Source organism: Citrobacter sp. MGH104 (assembly GCF_001034485.1).
Taxonomy (GTDB): Bacteria; Pseudomonadota; Gammaproteobacteria; order Enterobacterales; family Enterobacteriaceae; genus Citrobacter; species Citrobacter freundii.
This window is the reverse complement of record NZ_KQ089818.1, coordinates 2,786,057-2,802,642: the sequence shown is the minus strand read 5'-3', so window position 1 is coordinate 2,802,642 and position 16,586 is coordinate 2,786,057. Positions and strand designations below refer to the sequence as shown.

The window sequence follows — 16,586 nt, the reverse complement described above, 5'->3', positions numbered from 1 at the left end:
GAGCCCACCTTGATAAATCGGGTATAATTTGATTAATGAGGCAGTAAAGGACAGCACAACAGGAGGTTTCATCAATGCTCATTTTTATTCCTATTCTTATTTTTGTCGCGCTGGTGATCGTCGGCGCTGGCGTCAAAATCGTCCCGCAGGGATATCAGTGGACGGTAGAGCGTTTTGGCCGTTACACCAAAACCCTGCAACCGGGTTTAAGCCTTGTTGTGCCGTTCATGGACCGCATTGGTCGTAAGATCAACATGATGGAACAGGTGCTTGATATCCCTTCTCAGGAAGTCATCTCCAAAGATAACGCCAACGTCGCAATTGATGCCGTGTGCTTTATTCAGGTGATCGACGCGCCGAAAGCGGCCTATGAAGTCAGCAACCTGGAACTGGCGATTATCAACCTGACCATGACCAACATTCGTACCGTTCTCGGTTCGATGGAACTCGATGAAATGCTTTCCCAACGCGACAACATCAACACGCGCCTGCTGCATATTGTTGATGAAGCCACGAATCCCTGGGGCATCAAAATCACCCGTATCGAGATCCGCGACGTGCGTCCTCCGGCAGAACTTATCGACGCGATGAACGCGCAGATGAAAGCCGAACGTACCAAGCGCGCCTACATTCTTGAGGCCGAAGGGATCCGTCAGGCAGAAATCGTCAAGGCCGAAGGTGAGAAACAGTCGAAGATCCTTAAAGCGGAAGGTGAACGCCAGTCCGCGTTTTTACAGGCTGAAGCGCGTGAACGTTCAGCAGAAGCCGAAGCTCGCGCAACGCAGATGGTGTCTGAGGCCATTGCTGCTGGGGATATTCAGGCAGTGAACTACTTCGTGGCACAGAAATACACCGAAGCGCTGCAGCATATCGGCTCCTCGAATAACAGCAAAGTGGTGATGATGCCGCTGGATGCCAGCAGCCTGATGGGCTCTATTGCCGGGATCGCCGAACTGGTTAAGGACAGCGCCAGCGAGCGGAAAAAATCATGATAGCGATGATTCTGGTGCACCCGCACATCTTCTGGCTCAGCCTCGGCGGTTTGCTACTCGCCGCCGAGATGCTGGGCGGCAACGGCTATCTGCTGTGGAGCGGCGTTGCAGCGGTGATTACCGGTCTGGTCGTCTGGCTCGTTCCGCTAGACTGGCCGTGGCAGGGGGCGATGTTCGCCGCCCTCACCCTGCTGGCGGCGTGGCTGTGGTGGAAATGGCTGGCAAGGCGCGTTCAGGAGCAGAAACCCGCCGACAGCCATCTTAACCAGCGCGGACAGCAGCTGGTTGGCCGACGATTTATTCTGGAAACCGCCCTGGTCAATGGTCGCGGACACATGCGCGTCGGCGACAGTTCCTGGCCCGTTAGCGCCAGCGACGATTTGAGCGCCGGTACGCAGGTTGAAGTCATTGCCGTTGAAGGGATAACCCTGATTATTAAAGCGGTATCACATTAAAAAGACAGGAAATAAGACTATGGTCAGGAAGACACCCCTTGCCTTTGCCCTTTGCACATTACTGACCGCCGCCCCGCAGGCATTCGCCTCTTTCGATATGGAAGACTGCAAATGGAGCGACGACAGCTGCCTGCTGAAAGGCACGCCGACCTTTAACCCTGAAAACGACAGTCGCGACAACCTGCTGCGGCTGCTGAGTCAGGAAAAATCATTTGCTCTGCCGGTGCAATCAATGCCAGCGGATATCACCCGCTCCCGGGATTTCTATTTTGCCTATCACCCGCAATGGGATGAGGCAGCCCCGCAGCCAGCCGCTGCGCCGGCATCCGCCGCAGACAGCCCACTCTCCCGACAGATGGCCGAACTGAACATTAGCGCAGACGAAATAAACGTCAACGACGCTGAGCTTGAGAACCGTCATGTTTCAAATAACACCGAGAGCGTCAGCGCATTTTTTGCCGCACTGCTGGCCGACTCGACGTTAACGGCGGAACAGCGCCAGGCCTTAGCCCAGGCGCGTACGGGGCTGCTATCCGGGGCAACCCGCGAGCAAATTGAGTCTTCACTTGCCACCCTCCCGGCTGATTCACCGGCTCAGTCCTATAAAAATTATCTGGCCGCAGCTGCCAGTTTCTATGCCGGTGATTATGCCAGCGCCGAACGGGATTTCACTCAGCTTGCCAAAAGTGAGCGCCCGTGGCTGGCAGAGACCGCGCAATACATGCTGATGCGTGCGGCCTTGAACAAGAGCAGCCAGAACAGCGTGGGCGAGTACGGCGATTTTGATATTGCAAAAATTAACCGCGAGGACGCGACTCAGGCTCAGACGCAGGCACAAGCCTACCTGCAACGCTTCCCGCAAGGCCTGTATGCCGACTCCGCGCGCGGTATGCTGCGTCGCATCAACTGGTATTTACAGGCGTGGCCGCAGCTGGCCGGGTTGTATGAGCAGACGCTCCAGCAGTCGGCTGACGCTCGGCAACTGCAAGAAATAGTCATCGAATACGATAATGTCTACGGTATGGCGTTCTACGAACAGTCCGTGGTGGAAGCATTCCCCGATGCGCCGCTTGTCAGCTATATCGAACTGCTGCGCGCGCTGCGTCTGGATAACAACAGTAAACCCACGCTGACCCAGGCGCAGCTCGATGCCAGCAAACCGGTGTTTGAGCAGAGCCAAAAATTGCCGCTATGGCGCGATCTGCAACTGAATCTGTGGCTGGCGACGGAGAACTACGCGGCGATTATTCAGGCAGTTACGCCAGCGCAGAAACTCGCCGTTCACGATACCCTCGCCTTGAGCGAACAAGTGCTGTACGGCGAAGCGCTGATGGGCCAGAAGAACTGGAGCGCCGCGCGTGATTTCTGGCTGCAGTTGCTAAAACTCAGCCAGGACAACGAACAGCAGCAGTATGTACAGGCTAAGCTCGCCGCAACGCTGGTTTATAGCGGCGACGTGGCGGCGGTTTTTGCCCCAGAAAGCGCAGTAACCAACCTGCGTTTTCGCTCGCAGATACTGAAAACTCAGGCCTCGCCTGAACTGCTGCGCCAGCAGGCCGTCCATGGACCTAACAATGAAGAGCGTACCATCGCCCTGCATACGCTGCTGGTACGCGATCTTACCGAAAACCGCTTTGGCGACTGGTTGAATGACAGAAAACTGGCCAGCGCCATTACTCCGCCGGTTATTGGCGACGCGTTTGATGACGTTAATCTGAGTATTTTCGACTGGAACGGCGACGCTGCCGAGCGCGGTTACACCTGTCGCAGCCTCAATGAAACGGTAACGGTATTGAGCAAAAAAGCGGATGATGCCCACGCGCTGAACTGCTTAGGCGAATTCTTCCGCACCACGCAAACCCACGTCGATTTGTGGAAAAACAGTGCTGGCAACGACGTTCTTGAATCAGCAATATCGCGCAAGGAGCCGTTCGGTCAGTTCGACAGGCAACGCTACTATCAGCAGGTGATCACTTCGCCGAAAGCAGAGGTTGAAGACAAGAGCTTCGCGCTGTATCGCGCCATCATGTGCTATGCGCCGTCAGGCTCTAACGAGTGCGGCGGTGAGGAAGTGGATAAACTACAGCGTAAAGGCTGGTTCACCCAACTGAAAACGCAGTATCCGGGAAGTCCGTGGGCGCAAAAACTCAAATACTACTGGTAACCGCGCTGCTGACAGGCCAGGTACAGGCGGCGGATATCGTCGCCGCCCGTGAGCATCCGGCCTTCTGGCTGTGGTCAGGCGTGAAGGCCAGTGATGAGCTGAAAGACGCGCAAACGGTCTATCTGCATCAGGGTGAGGTGCTGGTTCGTTCGGGTAACGTGGTTTTCCAGCGTCTCGGGCTGCCGGTCAGCCGCCTGTCTTTTTCCTCGATCTGGCTGACCGTGCGCTTTACCACGCTCGACGTACCGGAGGCGATCCCGGCTCGCATCATAAGATTGATGCAACGCTGGCAGACCGCCGGGAATCATGTGCTCGGCCTGCAGGTTGATTTTGACGCGGCGACCCATCAGCTTGCCGATTATGCCCGCTTTCTGCAGCAATTACGCCAACAGTTACCGGCCGAGTTTGCACTTGGCGTGACTGGACTGCTGGATTGGGCAAAAACGGGCGACGTCGCCACGCTGAATGCGCTGGCGGTCGATGAACTGGTGGTCCAGAGCTATCAGGGTCGTCATACGGTAACGAATTATCAGGCGTATCTGCCCGCACTCAGTCGTCTGCGCATTCCGTTTAAGCTGGGGCTGGTGCAAAACGGTAGCCGGGACCCGCAGGCTGAAGCGCAGCTTGAGAAATCCCCGTGGTACCGCGGCACGGTGGTATTTATGCTTAATCCCCCTCGCCGTTAAGCCTTCGCTTTATGGTGGCAGCAGCCGGAGAGGTTATCAATGATCGGGCATTCGGCGCTGTCATCGCCAGGGCAACTCTCCGCCAGTGCCAGCAAATGCAAGCGCATGGCCTGCAGCTCGCTGATATGCCGCTCAATGTCCGCGACCTTTTCTAAGGTACGCTTTTTCACATCTGCGCTATGACGCGCCGGATCGTTAAACAGATTCACCAGTTCGCCGCACTCTTCGAGATTAAAACCCACCTGGCGTGCCTGGCGCAGCAGCGTAAGTTCATTCAGATGCTGCTGGTTGTATGTGCGATAGCCATTTTCGCTACGCAGCGGCGGCGTCACTAAGCCTTTTTCTTCATAAAAGCGTATCGCTTTGCTGGTCAAACCGGTTCTTTTCGCAACATCGCTAATATTCACATTTCCCCCGCGGATCTTGTTGGTACTGAGCCCATTATAGCCCAGATTGTCCTGATGATTTACCCGAGAACCCTGCACATTTCCTACCCTCACCGCGATGCACAAATCCTTTTAATTCACATTGTTATATCCGATTTAGATCACATTTATGCATTTAATGACTGCACGAAATTGACTCAAATCAAAAGATATATTGGTTCTACATCTTTCATCTTGAACAAAGGGAAACAATTTTATATATAAACGCGAATGATAATGATGATCATTTACATTCAATAAAGGTTCTCTTATGTTGCCACGGAATAACCAAAGGCCATTTATTCTTTCAGCCCTGACATTATGCATGTCCGGCGCCGCTTTTGCAGCTACCTCTCCAACACACGCTTCTACGTCCGACGAAGACACGGTTATCGTCACGGCTAACCGCACAGAAAGTAGCCTTTGGGATAGCCCTGCAACCATCCAGGTTATCGATCGCCAGACGCTGCAAAACTCCACCAGCGTTTCTATTGCTGATGATTTACAAGATATTCCCGGCGTCGAAGTCACCGATAACGCCCTCGCAGGGCGGAAACAAATTCGTATCCGTGGCGAAGCGTCTTCGCGGGTGCTGATTTTGATCGACGGCCAGGTCGTCAGTTACCAACGTGCCGGACAAAACTACGGAGCCGGTTTGCTGATTGACGAATCCGCGCTGGAACGGATTGAAGTGGTCAAAGGCCCCTATTCTGTCCTCTACGGTTCGCAGGCGATTGGCGGTGTCGTAAACTTTATTACCAAAAAAGGCGGTGATAAGCCTCTCGGCGGCAGCGTTAAGGCTGTTTATAACTCCGCAACGGCAGGATGGGAAGAGTCGGCAGCGGCCTGGGGCAGCATCGGAAACTTTGACTACCGCATCAATGGCAGCTATTCCGACCAGGGGGACCGCGATACGCCTGACGGAAGATTGCCCAACACCAACTTCCGTAATAACGGCCAGGGCGTATGGCTGGGTTACAACTTCGATCGCCACAAAATTGGGCTCTCCCTCGATCGTTACAAACTGTCTACTCAAACCTGGTTTGACGATCCAGAGGGCCAGTTCGACGACTTTAGCGTCAAAATACCTAAGCTGGAACGCGAGAAAATCGGTCTTTTCTACGACTACGCGGCCGATGGGGATTACCTGAAGAACATCCATGTTGACGCATACAGCCAGACAATAGAGCGCAAATTTGAAAACCGGGTCAAAACGACCCAGGTTATCCCCAGCCCGATGATTAAAGCGCTGACGGTCAGCAATCAGACCAATACCAACGACAAACAGTATACCCAGGGGGTAACGCTACAGAGCAACTTCTCCCTGCCTGCTAACAACGAGCTGGTGATTGGCACTCAATATCAGCATGACAAAATAAAACAGGACACGGACGGCAGTACGCGCCAGACCGCAGCTACCGGCTTCTTCGATACGCAAACACGTACCCTGTCATACAACGAAGCGGAGCAAAGCAACACCTCATTGTTCGCGCAAAACGACTGGCGCTTTGCCGATGACTGGACGTGGACCGTAGGCGCACGCCAGTACTGGCTGTCTTCGAAGCTCAAGCGCAACGATACGCAAACCCTGCAAAGCAGCGGCAGCACCTGGCAATCCACCGGAGGAAATTCCGTTCACGATGATGAACTGGTGACCTCAACCAGCCTACGCTATTCCGGTTTTAAAGATCTTGAACTCCGGGCTGCATATGCCCAGGGCTATGTCTTCCCCACGCTGACTCAGCTGTTTATGCAGACGTCCGCAGGCGGCAGCGTAACCTACGGCAATCCAAACCTGAAGGCGGAACACTCGAATAACTATGAGCTGGGTGCACGGTATAAAGGGAATATGTGGCTGATTGACGGCGCCATTTATTACTCCGAAGCCAAAGACTATATCGCCAGCCTGGCCTGTTCAGGTCAACCCGTATGCAGCGGTAATACCACCTCTTCACGGGGCGGCTATTACTACTACGACAACATCGATCGGGCCAAAACCTGGGGCATGGAACTCACCGCAGAATACAACGGCTGGGCAGTTTCACCTTACCTGAGCGGTAATCTCATTCGCCGTCAGTACGAAGGCAATACCCTTAAAACCTGGGATACCGGCGAACCCACTCTGACCGGGCGCGTCGGCCTGAAACATACCTGGTTGATGAACGCCGCTAACCTGACGTCCGATGTCTTTATCCGCGCGGCGTCCAGCGCCAAAGATAATACCGGCACCACGGAAATCAACTACCCAGGCTGGGCCACGCTTAACCTTGCATTCAACACCGAGTTCGGTCCGCAGGATCAGTATCAGGTCAACCTCGCGCTCAACAACCTGACCGACAAGCGTTACAGAACCGCGCATGAATCTATTCCAGACGCTGGTTTCAATGCCGCCGTTGGCTTTGCGTGGAATTTCTGACGATGAAAAAACTCTTGATTGGCTTACTGAGCCTCGCCTGCGTTTTCAGTGCCCAGTCCGCCGACCGCCTGGTGGTGGCGGGCGGCTCTCTTAGCGAACTGATATACGCCATGGGCATCGGCAACCGGGTGGTCGGCGTTGATGAAACCACCTCGTATCCACCCGAAACTGCCGCACTCCCGCATATCGGCTACTGGAAGCAGTTAAGCAGCGAGGGCATTTTATCGCTGCATCCAGACAGCTTTATCACCTGGCAGGATGCTGGCCCTCAAATCGTGTTGGATCAGTTGCGGGCGCAAAAAGTTAACGTCGTGACGTTGCCGCGCGTACCGGCCACCGTCGAACAGATGTACGCCAACATTCGGGAACTGGCTCAAACCCTGCGCATTCCCGAACAAGGTGAGACGTTGATCGATCGCATACGTCAACGTCTGGATCGCGTTCAGCACAACGTGGCAGCGAAAAACGCGCCGGTCAAAGCCATGTTCATTCTCTCCGCTGGCGGCAGCGCGCCACAGGTCGCCGGAAAAGGCAGCGTTGCCGATGCCATTATGACCCTCGCTGGCGCGCAAAATGTCGCCACTCACGCACAGTACAAAAGCTACAGCGCGGAATCGCTGATCGCCGCCAACCCAGAGGTGATCGTGGTGACGTCGCAAATGGTGGATGGCGGTCTGGCTCGCCTGAGCACGATTGCCGGGATTACCCACACTGCGGCCTGGAAAAACCAGCGCATTGTGGCGATTGACCAGGCGCTGATTCTGGGTATGGGGCCGCGCGTCGCCGATGCGGTTGAAGCCCTGCACCAGCAATTCTGGCCTCACTAACTGGATTTATAAAGAACAATGAAAACTGAACACTCGCTGGATCTCACCGCGCATTTTGCGCTCGAGGGAAGTCAGCCATTTAAGGATCGCCGCGCCACGATGCCCTGGCGTGGGGCGATCCCGGTTGCCAAAGAGCTATTGTCACAAACCTGGCTGGAGGTCATCAGCCAGCCAACCCCACCGCGGAAACGGTTGGTGTACTTGCATATCCCTTTTTGTGCAACACATTGTACTTTCTGCGGTTTTTATCAAAACCGCTTTGAAGAGGATCACTGCGCCCGCTACACCAACGCGCTATTACGCGAAATAGAGATGGAAGCCGATAGCGCATTGCATCAGTCGGCCCCGATTCACGCCGTCTATTTTGGCGGCGGTACACCGTCTGCGCTGTCGGCACGGGATCTGGCCAGAATCATCACCGCACTACGTGACAAGCTACCGCTGGCGCCGGACTGCGAAATCACCATTGAGGGGCGGGTACTCAATTTTGACGATGCGCGAATAGATGCCTGCCTTGACGCTGGCGCCAATCGATTTTCGATCGGCATTCAGTCATTTAACAGCCGGATCCGCAAGAAAATGGCGCGCACTTCGGACGGCCCGACCGCGATGGCCTTTATGCAGGGGTTGGTAAAACGGGATCGAGCCGCCGTGGTCTGCGATCTGCTGTTTGGTCTGCCAGGACAAGACGCAAAGGTGTGGGGCGAGGATCTGGCGATTGCCCGCGACATCGGCCTCGACGGCGTAGATCTTTATGCTCTGAATCTGCTCCCTAATACACCGCTTGGCAAAGCGGTTGAAACCGGGCGCACAACGGTTCCCTCTCCTGCCGAACGTCGCGACCTCTATCTTCAGGGCTGCGATTTTATGGACAGCGCGGGCTGGCGCTGCATCAGCAACAGCCACTGGGCGCGCACCACACGGGAACGCAATCTGTACAACCTGCTGATTAAACAGGGCGCAGACTGTCTGGCATTCGGCTCTGGCGCAGGAGGGTCAGTCAATGGCTATTCCTGGATGGTCGAGCGCAATCTGACCACATGGCATGAATCCATCGCCGTCGGAAAAAAACCGCTCATGATGATGATGCGCACCGCCGAGCGTGGTTTCCAGTGGCGACACACCCTCCAGGCCGGTATTGAAACGGCCCGCGTCCCGCTGGATGAACTGACACCTCATGCACAAAAACTGGCCCCGCTACTGACCCAGTGGCATCACGCAGGACTGACGCGAGATGCCAGCACCTGTGTACGCCTGACCAATGAAGGGCGTTTTTGGGCGAGCAATATTTTGCAGTCTCTTGATGAACTGATTCAGGCACTTAACGCGCCGCGCATTGCGGTAGAGCAACCATAAAAGGAGTGAAGTATGAGCCATGTCTCTTTACAGGATTTTTTGAAAACTGAGCCGGACGGTACGCTGGAAGCTATCGCAGCCCAATACAACACCACGCTGCTGGAGGTGGTGAAAAACCTCCCCTCCCCGACGCTGGTTTCCGGCGATCAATTTGATACCGTCTGGGAAACCGTCAGCGAATGGGGCAAAGTCACCACCCTGGTCCATACTGCTGATGTCATACTGGAATTCACGGGTGAATTACCTTCAGGATTCCACCGCCACGGTTACTTCAACCTGCGCGGCAAAAAAGGCATGACCGGTCATATCAAGGCAGAAAACTGCACACATATCGCCCTGATTGAACGCAAATTTATGGGCATGGACACCGCGTCCATTCTCTTCTTTAACCAGGCGGGTAGCGCTATGTTCAAAATTTTCCTCGGTCGGGATGAGCATCGTCAGCTACTGGCCGACCAGGTCAGCGCCTTTCACGCGCTGTCTTCATCCTTAAAGGAACATGCCTGATGGCTCCATGGCTCATTTTTGGTGCAGGTGGTAGCGGCGTCGGCGCGAAAACACTGGCACTCGCACTGGCGGAACAACGTCCGGTGATTGCCGTCGTTCGCAACGCGCAGGTCGCTGCCGGGTTGCAGGAAAAAGGTGTGCAGGTCTTCATTGGCGACGCCTGCGACAGCCAGGTCACCGCCTGTGCCTGTCGCGCAGCGGGTCAACATGCCACGGTGATCTCCTCCATGGGCGGTGCCCAGGATTATCTGGCGCACAGAACCGTCATTGATGAAGCAGAAAAAGCGGAGATCAAACGCATGATTCTGGTGACTTCGCTTGGCTGTGGCGACAGTTGGCCCTTTTTGTCCCCACGCGCCAGGGCCGCATTTGGTCAGGCTGTACGCGAAAAATCGTTGGCTGAAAGCTGGCTACAAACCAGTCAACTGGACTACGCCATTCTCCGCCCCGGAGGTTTGCTGAACGGTGCAGCCACAGGTCAGGCGCAACGGATACAGGCCGAGGAGTGCCATGGTTTTGTGATGCGTGCAGATGTTGCAAGGCACATTCACGAACTGGCTACAGCCCCGTCACTCAATAACCAGATTTACAGTTTGGTTGAGCCAGGGCTGAAACCCGCGTAAACCCCTCGCGGCGCGGGAACTTCGCGCCGCAAAGACGTTATGGAGCGTTGCGTGCTTAAGGACTCGCTTTCTTCCGTCAGCATTCTGACGGGTCTTTCTCTGTTGTTGGTCGCTCTGATGCTCTTCGGAGCCAGCCAGGGGGCGCTGAACATTAGCTTCAGCGCGCTGTTCAACGACGAATACCGTGACATCTGGTTGAACATCCGTTTGCCCCGTGTGTTGCTGGCCGTTCTGGTAGGCGCAGCGCTGGCAACGGCAGGGGTTATCATGCAGGGGCTTTTTCGCAATCCGATGGCCGATCCTGGCCTGCTTGGTGTCAGTAGCGGCTCCGCGCTGATGGTCGGTATCGCGATAGTTATCCCCTTTTCGTTTCCCGTGGTGCTGGTGCTGTATGAGCAGATGATTTTTGCCGTCGCGGGCAGCATGGTGGTCTGCACGATTATTTTCCTGATAAGCCAGCGTCATAGCCACGGCGGAATGATGCAACTGCTGTTAGCCGGTATCGCTATCAATGCTTTGTGCGGTTCGGCTATTGGCGTACTGAGCTATGTGGGCGATGAGCAACAGCTACGTCAACTTACGCTGTGGATGATGGGCAATCTCGGCCAGGCCCAGTGGCCAACGCTGCTGGTTGCCAGTACCTTTGTTCTTCCAGCCATTGCTGTCACCGTCTGTATGGCGGGCACGCTTAATTTGCTGCAATTGGGTGATGAAGAGGCGCATTACCTCGGCGTGAACGTCAAACGTAAGCGCCAGCAGTTACTGTTGCTCAGCTCGCTACTGGTTGGTGCTGCCGTTTCGGTCAGCGGCGTAATTGGCTTTATTGGCCTGGTGATCCCACATCTGATCAGAATGACTACCGGCGCCGATCATCGCTGGTTGATTCCCTGCTCTACGCTGGCGGGCGCCTGTCTACTCCTGATTGCCGATACGCTGGCCCGCACTCTGGTGCAGCCTGCCGAAATGCCCGTTGGTCTGTTAACCAGCCTGATCGGAGGACCGTATTTTCTGTGGTTAATACTGCGTAGCCGGAGGGTGTCATGATCGTTGCTGAAAATCTGGTTTACCACATTCAGGGCAGACGATTGACCGATGATGTTTCCCTGACGCTACCTGAAGGAGAGATTATCGCGATTCTGGGCCCGAATGGCGCCGGGAAATCAACGCTGCTCCGCCAGCTTACGGGTTATCTGCAACCTCACAGTGGGCGTTGTAGCTTATTCGGCAAGCCGCTGAACGAGTGGTCAATCACCGAGCTGGCAAAAACCCGTGCGGTGATGCGCCAGAATAGTCATATGGCCTTCCCGTTTAGCGTGCAGGAGGTTATCCGCATGGGCAGGCATCCGTATCGCACGCGCAATACGGGCGATGAAACGGAACACATCATGACGTTGTGCGACTGCCAGGCGCTGGCCGCGCGCGATTACCGGCATCTGTCGGGAGGAGAACAACAGCGAGTACAGCTGGCACGTCTGCTGGTTCAGCTTTGGGAGCCCGTGCCTCGGCCCAAATGGTTATTTCTCGATGAACCTACCTCCGCCCTGGATATTCACCACCAGCAGCACCTTTTTCGTCTGCTGCGTCGCCTGGTGCGTGAACGGCAGTTTAGCGTCTGCTGCGTCCTGCACGATCTCAACCTCGCAGCGCGTTATGCCGACCGCGTGGTATTGATGGAACGCGGCAGGATTATTGATAACGGGTATCCGCAGGATGTCCTGAAGCAACGGGCGCTGAACGCGCTGTACGGTGCCGATCTCACGGTCATAAATGAACCGGAGCATCGAACGCCGCTTATCGTTCTCAATCAATAACAGACCGGGAACGCTCTGAGGTGACGTTCCCGTTTTTTCCCCCTTCGCCCCTTTTTTCATCTTTTCTAAAAACACCCTTGACCTTCCCCTTGCTGGAAGGTTTAACCTTTATCACAGTCAGTTAAACCTGCAATGAAGGAGTTGGTTATGTCTCAAACAATCGATCTAACCCTGGACGGTTTGTCCTGTGGTCACTGCGTAAAACGCGTTAAAGAAAGTCTGGAAAAACGTCCGGATGTTGAGCAAGCGGATGTTACCGTGACAGAGGCCCATGTTACCGGGAGCGCCAGCGCAGAAGCGCTGATTGAAACCATCAAACAAGCCGGTTACGGCGCGGAGTTAAGCCACCCAAAGGCTAAACCGCTGACGGAGTCATCAATCCCGTCGGAAGCACTGGCAGCGGTCCCTTCCGAGCTTCCGGCAGCTACGGCTGATGATGACAGCCAACAGTTGCTGTTAAACGGCATGAGCTGCGCCAGTTGTGTGACCCGTGTACAAAATGCATTGCAAAGCGTACCGGGTGTCACCCAGGCACGGGTAAACCTGGCGGAACGCACTGCGCTGGTAATGGGCAGTGCCTCCGCCGCAGATTTAGTGCAGGCGGTGGAAAAAGCAGGCTACGGCGCAGAAGCCATTGAAGATGATGCTAAGCGCCGCGAGCGTCAGCAAGAAACCGCCGTGGCAACCATGAAACGTTTTCGCTGGCAGGCGGCCGTCGCGCTGCTGCTGGGTATCCCTGTCATGGTATGGGGAATGATTGGCGACAACATGATGGTGAGCGATGACAACCGCAGCCTGTGGCTGACGATTGGTCTGGCAACGCTTGCGGTGATGGTTTTCGCGGGCGGTCACTTTTACCGCAATGCGTGGAAAAGCCTGATGAACGGCACCGCGACTATGGATACGTTGGTCGCGCTGGGTACAGGGGTGGCATGGCTCTATTCCATGAGCGTCAACCTCTGGCCGCAATGGTTCCCGATGGAAGCGCGACACCTCTATTATGAAGCCAGCGCCATGATTATTGGTCTGATTAACCTCGGACACATGCTGGAAGCGCGGGCTCGCCAGCGCTCGTCCAAAGCGCTGGAAAAACTGCTTGATCTGACGCCACCGACCGCACGCATCGTTACTGACGAAGGTGAAAAGAACGTGCCGCTGGCAGACGTTCAGGCGGGAATGTTGTTGCGCCTGACCACCGGCGACCGCGTGCCGGTCGATGGAGAAATTACGCAGGGCGAAGCCTGGCTGGATGAAGCGATGCTGACCGGTGAGCCTATTCCGCAGCAAAAAGGTGAAGGCGATAGCGTCCACGCCGGTACGGTCGTACAGGACGGCAGCGTGCTGTTCCGCGCCAGCGCCGTTGGCAGCCACACCACGCTGTCACGCATTATTCGTATGGTGCGTCAAGCGCAAAGCAGCAAACCGGAAATTGGCAAACTGGCCGACCGTATCTCCTCGGTGTTCGTTCCGGTCGTGGTCGCCATTGCGCTGGTCAGTGCGGCTATCTGGTATTTCTTTGGACCAGCACCGCAGATTGTCTATACGCTGGTCATTGCCACCACCGTTCTGATTATCGCCTGCCCTTGTGCGCTGGGTCTGGCAACGCCGATGTCGATTATTTCCGGCGTGGGGCGTGCCGCTGAGTTTGGGGTACTGGTACGCGATGCCGATGCGCTGCAGCGCGCCAGCACGCTCGATACTCTCGTCTTTGATAAGACCGGGACGCTGACTGAAGGCAAACCGCAGGTTGTCGCCATCAAAACGTTTGGCAACACCGATGAAGCGCGGGCAATTCGTCTGGCTGCAGCCCTTGAACAGGGTTCCAGCCACCCGCTGGCCAGGGCGATTCTGGACAAAGCAGGCGATGTCTCGCTGCCGCAGGTCAACGGTTTCCGTACGCTGCTCGGGTTAGGCGTCAGCGGCGAGACCGAAGGTCATACGTTGCTGCTGGGAAATCAGGCACTGCTCAATGAACAGCAGGTAGATACCACTGAAATGGAGGCTGAAATCACCGCTCAGGCTTCCCAGGGTTCAACTCCGGTCCTGTTGGCGATTGATGGTAAAGCAGCGGCGCTGTTAGCGGTGCGAGATCCACTGCGTAGCGACAGCGTGGCAGCGCTCCAGCGCCTGCACCGCGCCGGGTATCGTTTGGTGATGCTGACCGGCGACAACCCAACGACCGCCAACGCCATTGCCAAAGAGGCGGGTATTGACGAGGTGATTGCGGGTGTTCTGCCGGACGGTAAGGCCGAGGCGATCAAGCGTCTGCAGAGCCAGGGGCGTCAGGTCGCCATGGTCGGTGACGGTATCAACGATGCGCCTGCGCTGGCTCAGGCCGATGTAGGGATCGCCATGGGTGGCGGCAGCGATGTGGCGATTGAAACAGCCGCGATTACGCTGATGCGTCATAGCCTGATGGGCGTTGCGGATGCGCTGTCTATCTCCCGGGCAACGCTACGCAATATGAAGCAGAACCTGCTCGGCGCGTTTATCTACAACAGCATCGGCATCCCGGTTGCCGCTGGGATTCTGTGGCCGTTCACCGGCACGCTGCTCAACCCGGTAGTCGCCGGGGCGGCGATGGCGCTTTCTTCCATCACCGTGGTGAGCAACGCGAACCGATTGCTGCGCTTCAAACCTAAAGAGTAACCCTTTACCGGATGGCGCTATCAACTGCGCCATCCGGCAATTCACACATTGCGACTTTTCCGGCCACGCGCTAGCATGGTTCTCCACTTAGGGAGGTCGTATGGATTTGTTATACCGGGTAAAAGCATTATGGTCTGCACTGCGCGGCAACCACTATACCTGGCCTGCCATCGACATCTCTTTGCCCGGCAACCGCCATTTTCATCTGATTGGCAGCATTCACATGGGCAGCCGCGATATGGCGCCTCTGCCTGCCAAATTACTCAAAAAGCTCAAGCATGCCGATGCGCTGATTGTCGAAGCGGATGTTTCCGGTGACGACGCGCCGTTTGCCAACCTTCCGATCTTTGCTGCACTCGAAGAACGTCTCAGCCCGGAGCAGTTAGAAAACCTGCGTAAAGTCACCAACGAACTGGGCATTTCCCCATCCCTGTTATCTACTCAGCCGTTGTGGCAAATTGCCATGGTATTACAGGCAACGCAGGCACAGCAGCTAGGGCTGCGAGCGGAATACGGGATTGATTATCAACTGTTGAATGCGGCTAAACAGGCGCATAAACCGATAATCGAACTGGAAGGCGCATCCAGTCAAATCGAGCTGTTATGTCAGTTGCCTGATAACGGACTGGCCCTGTTGGACGATACTCTGACGCATTGGCATACCAATGCCAGACTGCTACAGCAGATGATGGGCTGGTGGCTTGAAACGCCGCCGCACAATAGCGAACTGACGCTTCCCAATACCTTTAGCCAGTCGTTGTATGACGTATTGATGCATCAACGCAACACAGCCTGGCGCGATCGGCTCAGAGCGATGCCTGCTGGTCACTACGTCGTGGCCGTTGGCGCACTGCATTTATACGGAGAAGGAAATTTGCCGGAGATGTTACGGTAAAAAAAATGGCCAATATCTCTATTGGCCCGTCAAAGAGGAATTTCATCATTATTATGATCCCGGCGCTTAAAGCGTCGGTGTAGTTCGATTGTCGCTCAAAGTCATCATCCTGCCAATACTATTGCGCAAGATGGTACTATTTTTTAGACAGACATCAGGCGTATGCTTGAGTCGTATTTTGTCTGGGCCAGGAAAATTGCTATGACACCCGCCGTTAAATTACTCGAAAAAAACAAAATTTCTTTCCAGATCCACACCTACGATCACGATCCGTCCGAGACGAACTTTGGTGATGAAGTGGTGCGAAAGTTAGGTCTGAACGCGGACCAGGTTTACAAAACGCTGCTGGTTGCCGTGAATGGCGACATGAAGCATCTGGCGGTCGCCGTCACACCGGTAGCAGGTCAACTGGATCTCAAAAAGGTTGCCAAAGCATTGGGTGCCAAAAAGGTCGATATGGCCGATCCCATGGCCGCGCAACGCACTACAGGCTATCTGGTAGGCGGTATTAGCCCGCTGGGGCAGAAAAAAAGATTGCCGACGCTTATCGATGCGCCTGCCCAAACGTTTGACACCATTTATGTTTCCGGCGGCAAACGCGGGCTGGATATCGAACTGGCAGCGAGCGATCTGGCGAAAATTCTGGATGCGAAATTCGCCGATATCGCCCGCCGGGATTAAGCGGTTATAGAATGAATGCCTGATGGCGCGCAGCTTTAAGGCCTACAAATCGCACTGACCTGTAGGCCGGATAAGGTGCCAGCACCGCCATCCGGCACT

The 16,586-nt window shown here is 55.4% G+C and carries 15 protein-coding genes; 14 read left to right on the top strand and 1 reads right to left on the bottom strand.

Annotated features, from left to right (window positions below):
- Positions 1-74 precede the first annotated feature (74 nt).
- The 4 genes from SK34_RS13110 to SK34_RS13095 are packed head-to-tail and all read left to right on the top strand — an operon-like array spanning position 75 to position 4,297.
- A complete protein-coding gene (locus tag SK34_RS13110; RefSeq protein ID WP_003021835.1) occupies positions 75-992 on the top strand; it encodes an SPFH domain-containing protein in 918 nt (305 codons plus the stop codon).
- On the top strand, positions 989-1,447 hold the full coding sequence (locus SK34_RS13105) for an NfeD family protein (protein WP_048233207.1): 459 nt from the start codon (positions 989-991) through the stop codon (positions 1,445-1,447). The genes SK34_RS13110 and SK34_RS13105 overlap by 4 nt, the downstream gene beginning before the upstream one ends.
- Before the next feature lie 19 nt (positions 1,448-1,466).
- Complete coding sequence (locus tag SK34_RS13100) at positions 1,467-3,611, top strand: PA5441 family protein (RefSeq protein WP_048233205.1); 2,145 nt, start codon at positions 1,467-1,469, stop codon at positions 3,609-3,611.
- Positions 3,581-4,297 carry a DUF3142 domain-containing protein gene (locus tag SK34_RS13095; protein WP_048233203.1) on the top strand — a complete coding sequence of 239 codons (717 nt, stop codon included), beginning with the start codon at positions 3,581-3,583 and terminating at the stop codon, positions 4,295-4,297. Before SK34_RS13100 ends, SK34_RS13095 begins: the two co-directional genes overlap by 31 nt.
- On the opposite strand, the gene cueR is transcribed toward SK34_RS13095, so the two are convergent.
- Positions 4,294-4,704 (bottom strand): Cu(I)-responsive transcriptional regulator, encoded by a 411-nt coding sequence (gene cueR / locus SK34_RS13090; protein WP_003021822.1) that lies wholly within the window; start codon positions 4,702-4,704, stop codon positions 4,294-4,296. The two genes, SK34_RS13095 and cueR, sit on opposite strands and share 4 nt — an antisense overlap.
- Positions 4,705-4,993: 289 nt before the next feature.
- Between cueR and SK34_RS13085 the strand changes: the two genes are divergently transcribed.
- From SK34_RS13085 to ybaK, 10 genes are all read left to right on the top strand, one after another.
- On the top strand, positions 4,994-7,138 hold the full coding sequence (locus SK34_RS13085) for a TonB-dependent receptor plug domain-containing protein (RefSeq protein ID WP_003021819.1): 2,145 nt from the start codon (positions 4,994-4,996) through the stop codon (positions 7,136-7,138).
- Between the two features lie 2 nt (positions 7,139-7,140).
- Positions 7,141-7,965, top strand: a complete 825-nt coding sequence (locus tag SK34_RS13080) for a heme/hemin ABC transporter substrate-binding protein (RefSeq protein WP_048233201.1) — start codon at positions 7,141-7,143, stop codon at positions 7,963-7,965.
- An 18-nt stretch (positions 7,966-7,983) separates the two neighbouring features.
- Complete coding sequence (gene hutW, locus SK34_RS13075; protein WP_048233199.1) at positions 7,984-9,321, top strand: heme anaerobic degradation radical SAM methyltransferase ChuW/HutW; 1,338 nt, start codon at positions 7,984-7,986, stop codon at positions 9,319-9,321.
- Positions 9,322-9,333: 12 nt separating this feature from the next.
- Complete coding sequence (hutX, locus tag SK34_RS13070) at positions 9,334-9,828, top strand: heme utilization cystosolic carrier protein HutX (protein WP_003021812.1); 495 nt, start codon at positions 9,334-9,336, stop codon at positions 9,826-9,828.
- Positions 9,828-10,451, top strand: coding sequence for an anaerobilin reductase (gene chuY / locus SK34_RS13065; RefSeq protein ID WP_003021809.1), 624 nt, complete (start codon positions 9,828-9,830; stop codon positions 10,449-10,451). The genes hutX and chuY overlap by 1 nt, the downstream gene beginning before the upstream one ends.
- A gap of 51 nt (positions 10,452-10,502) precedes the next feature.
- Positions 10,503-11,495: a FecCD family ABC transporter permease gene (locus tag SK34_RS13060; RefSeq protein ID WP_003021806.1), complete on the top strand. Its 993-nt coding sequence runs from the start codon at positions 10,503-10,505 to the stop codon at positions 11,493-11,495.
- Entirely contained in the window at positions 11,492-12,262 is a 771-nt protein-coding gene (locus tag SK34_RS13055) for a heme ABC transporter ATP-binding protein (protein ID WP_048233197.1), read from the top strand. The genes SK34_RS13060 and SK34_RS13055 overlap by 4 nt, the downstream gene beginning before the upstream one ends.
- A gap of 147 nt (positions 12,263-12,409) precedes the next feature.
- A complete protein-coding gene (gene copA, locus SK34_RS13050; RefSeq protein ID WP_048233196.1) occupies positions 12,410-14,911 on the top strand; it encodes a copper-exporting P-type ATPase CopA in 2,502 nt (833 codons plus the stop codon).
- A gap of 100 nt (positions 14,912-15,011) precedes the next feature.
- Positions 15,012-15,806, top strand: coding sequence for a TraB/GumN family protein (locus SK34_RS13045; RefSeq protein WP_016149720.1), 795 nt, complete (start codon positions 15,012-15,014; stop codon positions 15,804-15,806).
- A 201-nt stretch (positions 15,807-16,007) separates the two neighbouring features.
- The gene (gene ybaK / locus SK34_RS13040; RefSeq protein WP_048233194.1) at positions 16,008-16,487 is read left to right on the top strand and encodes a Cys-tRNA(Pro)/Cys-tRNA(Cys) deacylase YbaK; all 480 of its coding nucleotides are present in this window, start codon (positions 16,008-16,010) and stop codon (positions 16,485-16,487) included.
- The last annotated feature ends 99 nt before the right edge of the window (positions 16,488-16,586 follow it).

Bases quoted from the DNA above. Each gene is read 5' to 3' on its own strand.
- SK34_RS13085 (WP_003021819.1), top strand. From the start codon at position 4,994: ATGTTGCCACGGAATAACCAAAGGCCATTTATTCTTTCAGCCCTGACA.
- SK34_RS13045 (WP_016149720.1), top strand. From the start codon at position 15,012: ATGGATTTGTTATACCGGGTAAAAGCATTATGGTCTGCACTGCGCGGC.
- SK34_RS13105 (WP_048233207.1), top strand. From the start codon at position 989: ATGATAGCGATGATTCTGGTGCACCCGCACATCTTCTGGCTCAGCCTC.
- chuY (WP_003021809.1), top strand. From the start codon at position 9,828: ATGGCTCCATGGCTCATTTTTGGTGCAGGTGGTAGCGGCGTCGGCGCG.
- copA (WP_048233196.1), top strand. From the start codon at position 12,410: ATGTCTCAAACAATCGATCTAACCCTGGACGGTTTGTCCTGTGGTCAC.
- SK34_RS13100 (WP_048233205.1), top strand. From the start codon at position 1,467: ATGGTCAGGAAGACACCCCTTGCCTTTGCCCTTTGCACATTACTGACC.
- SK34_RS13080 (WP_048233201.1), top strand. From the start codon at position 7,141: ATGAAAAAACTCTTGATTGGCTTACTGAGCCTCGCCTGCGTTTTCAGT.
- SK34_RS13055 (WP_048233197.1), top strand. From the start codon at position 11,492: ATGATCGTTGCTGAAAATCTGGTTTACCACATTCAGGGCAGACGATTG.
- ybaK (WP_048233194.1), top strand. From the start codon at position 16,008: ATGACACCCGCCGTTAAATTACTCGAAAAAAACAAAATTTCTTTCCAG.
- hutW (WP_048233199.1), top strand. From the start codon at position 7,984: ATGAAAACTGAACACTCGCTGGATCTCACCGCGCATTTTGCGCTCGAG.
- SK34_RS13110 (WP_003021835.1), top strand. From the start codon at position 75: ATGCTCATTTTTATTCCTATTCTTATTTTTGTCGCGCTGGTGATCGTC.
- hutX (WP_003021812.1), top strand. From the start codon at position 9,334: ATGAGCCATGTCTCTTTACAGGATTTTTTGAAAACTGAGCCGGACGGT.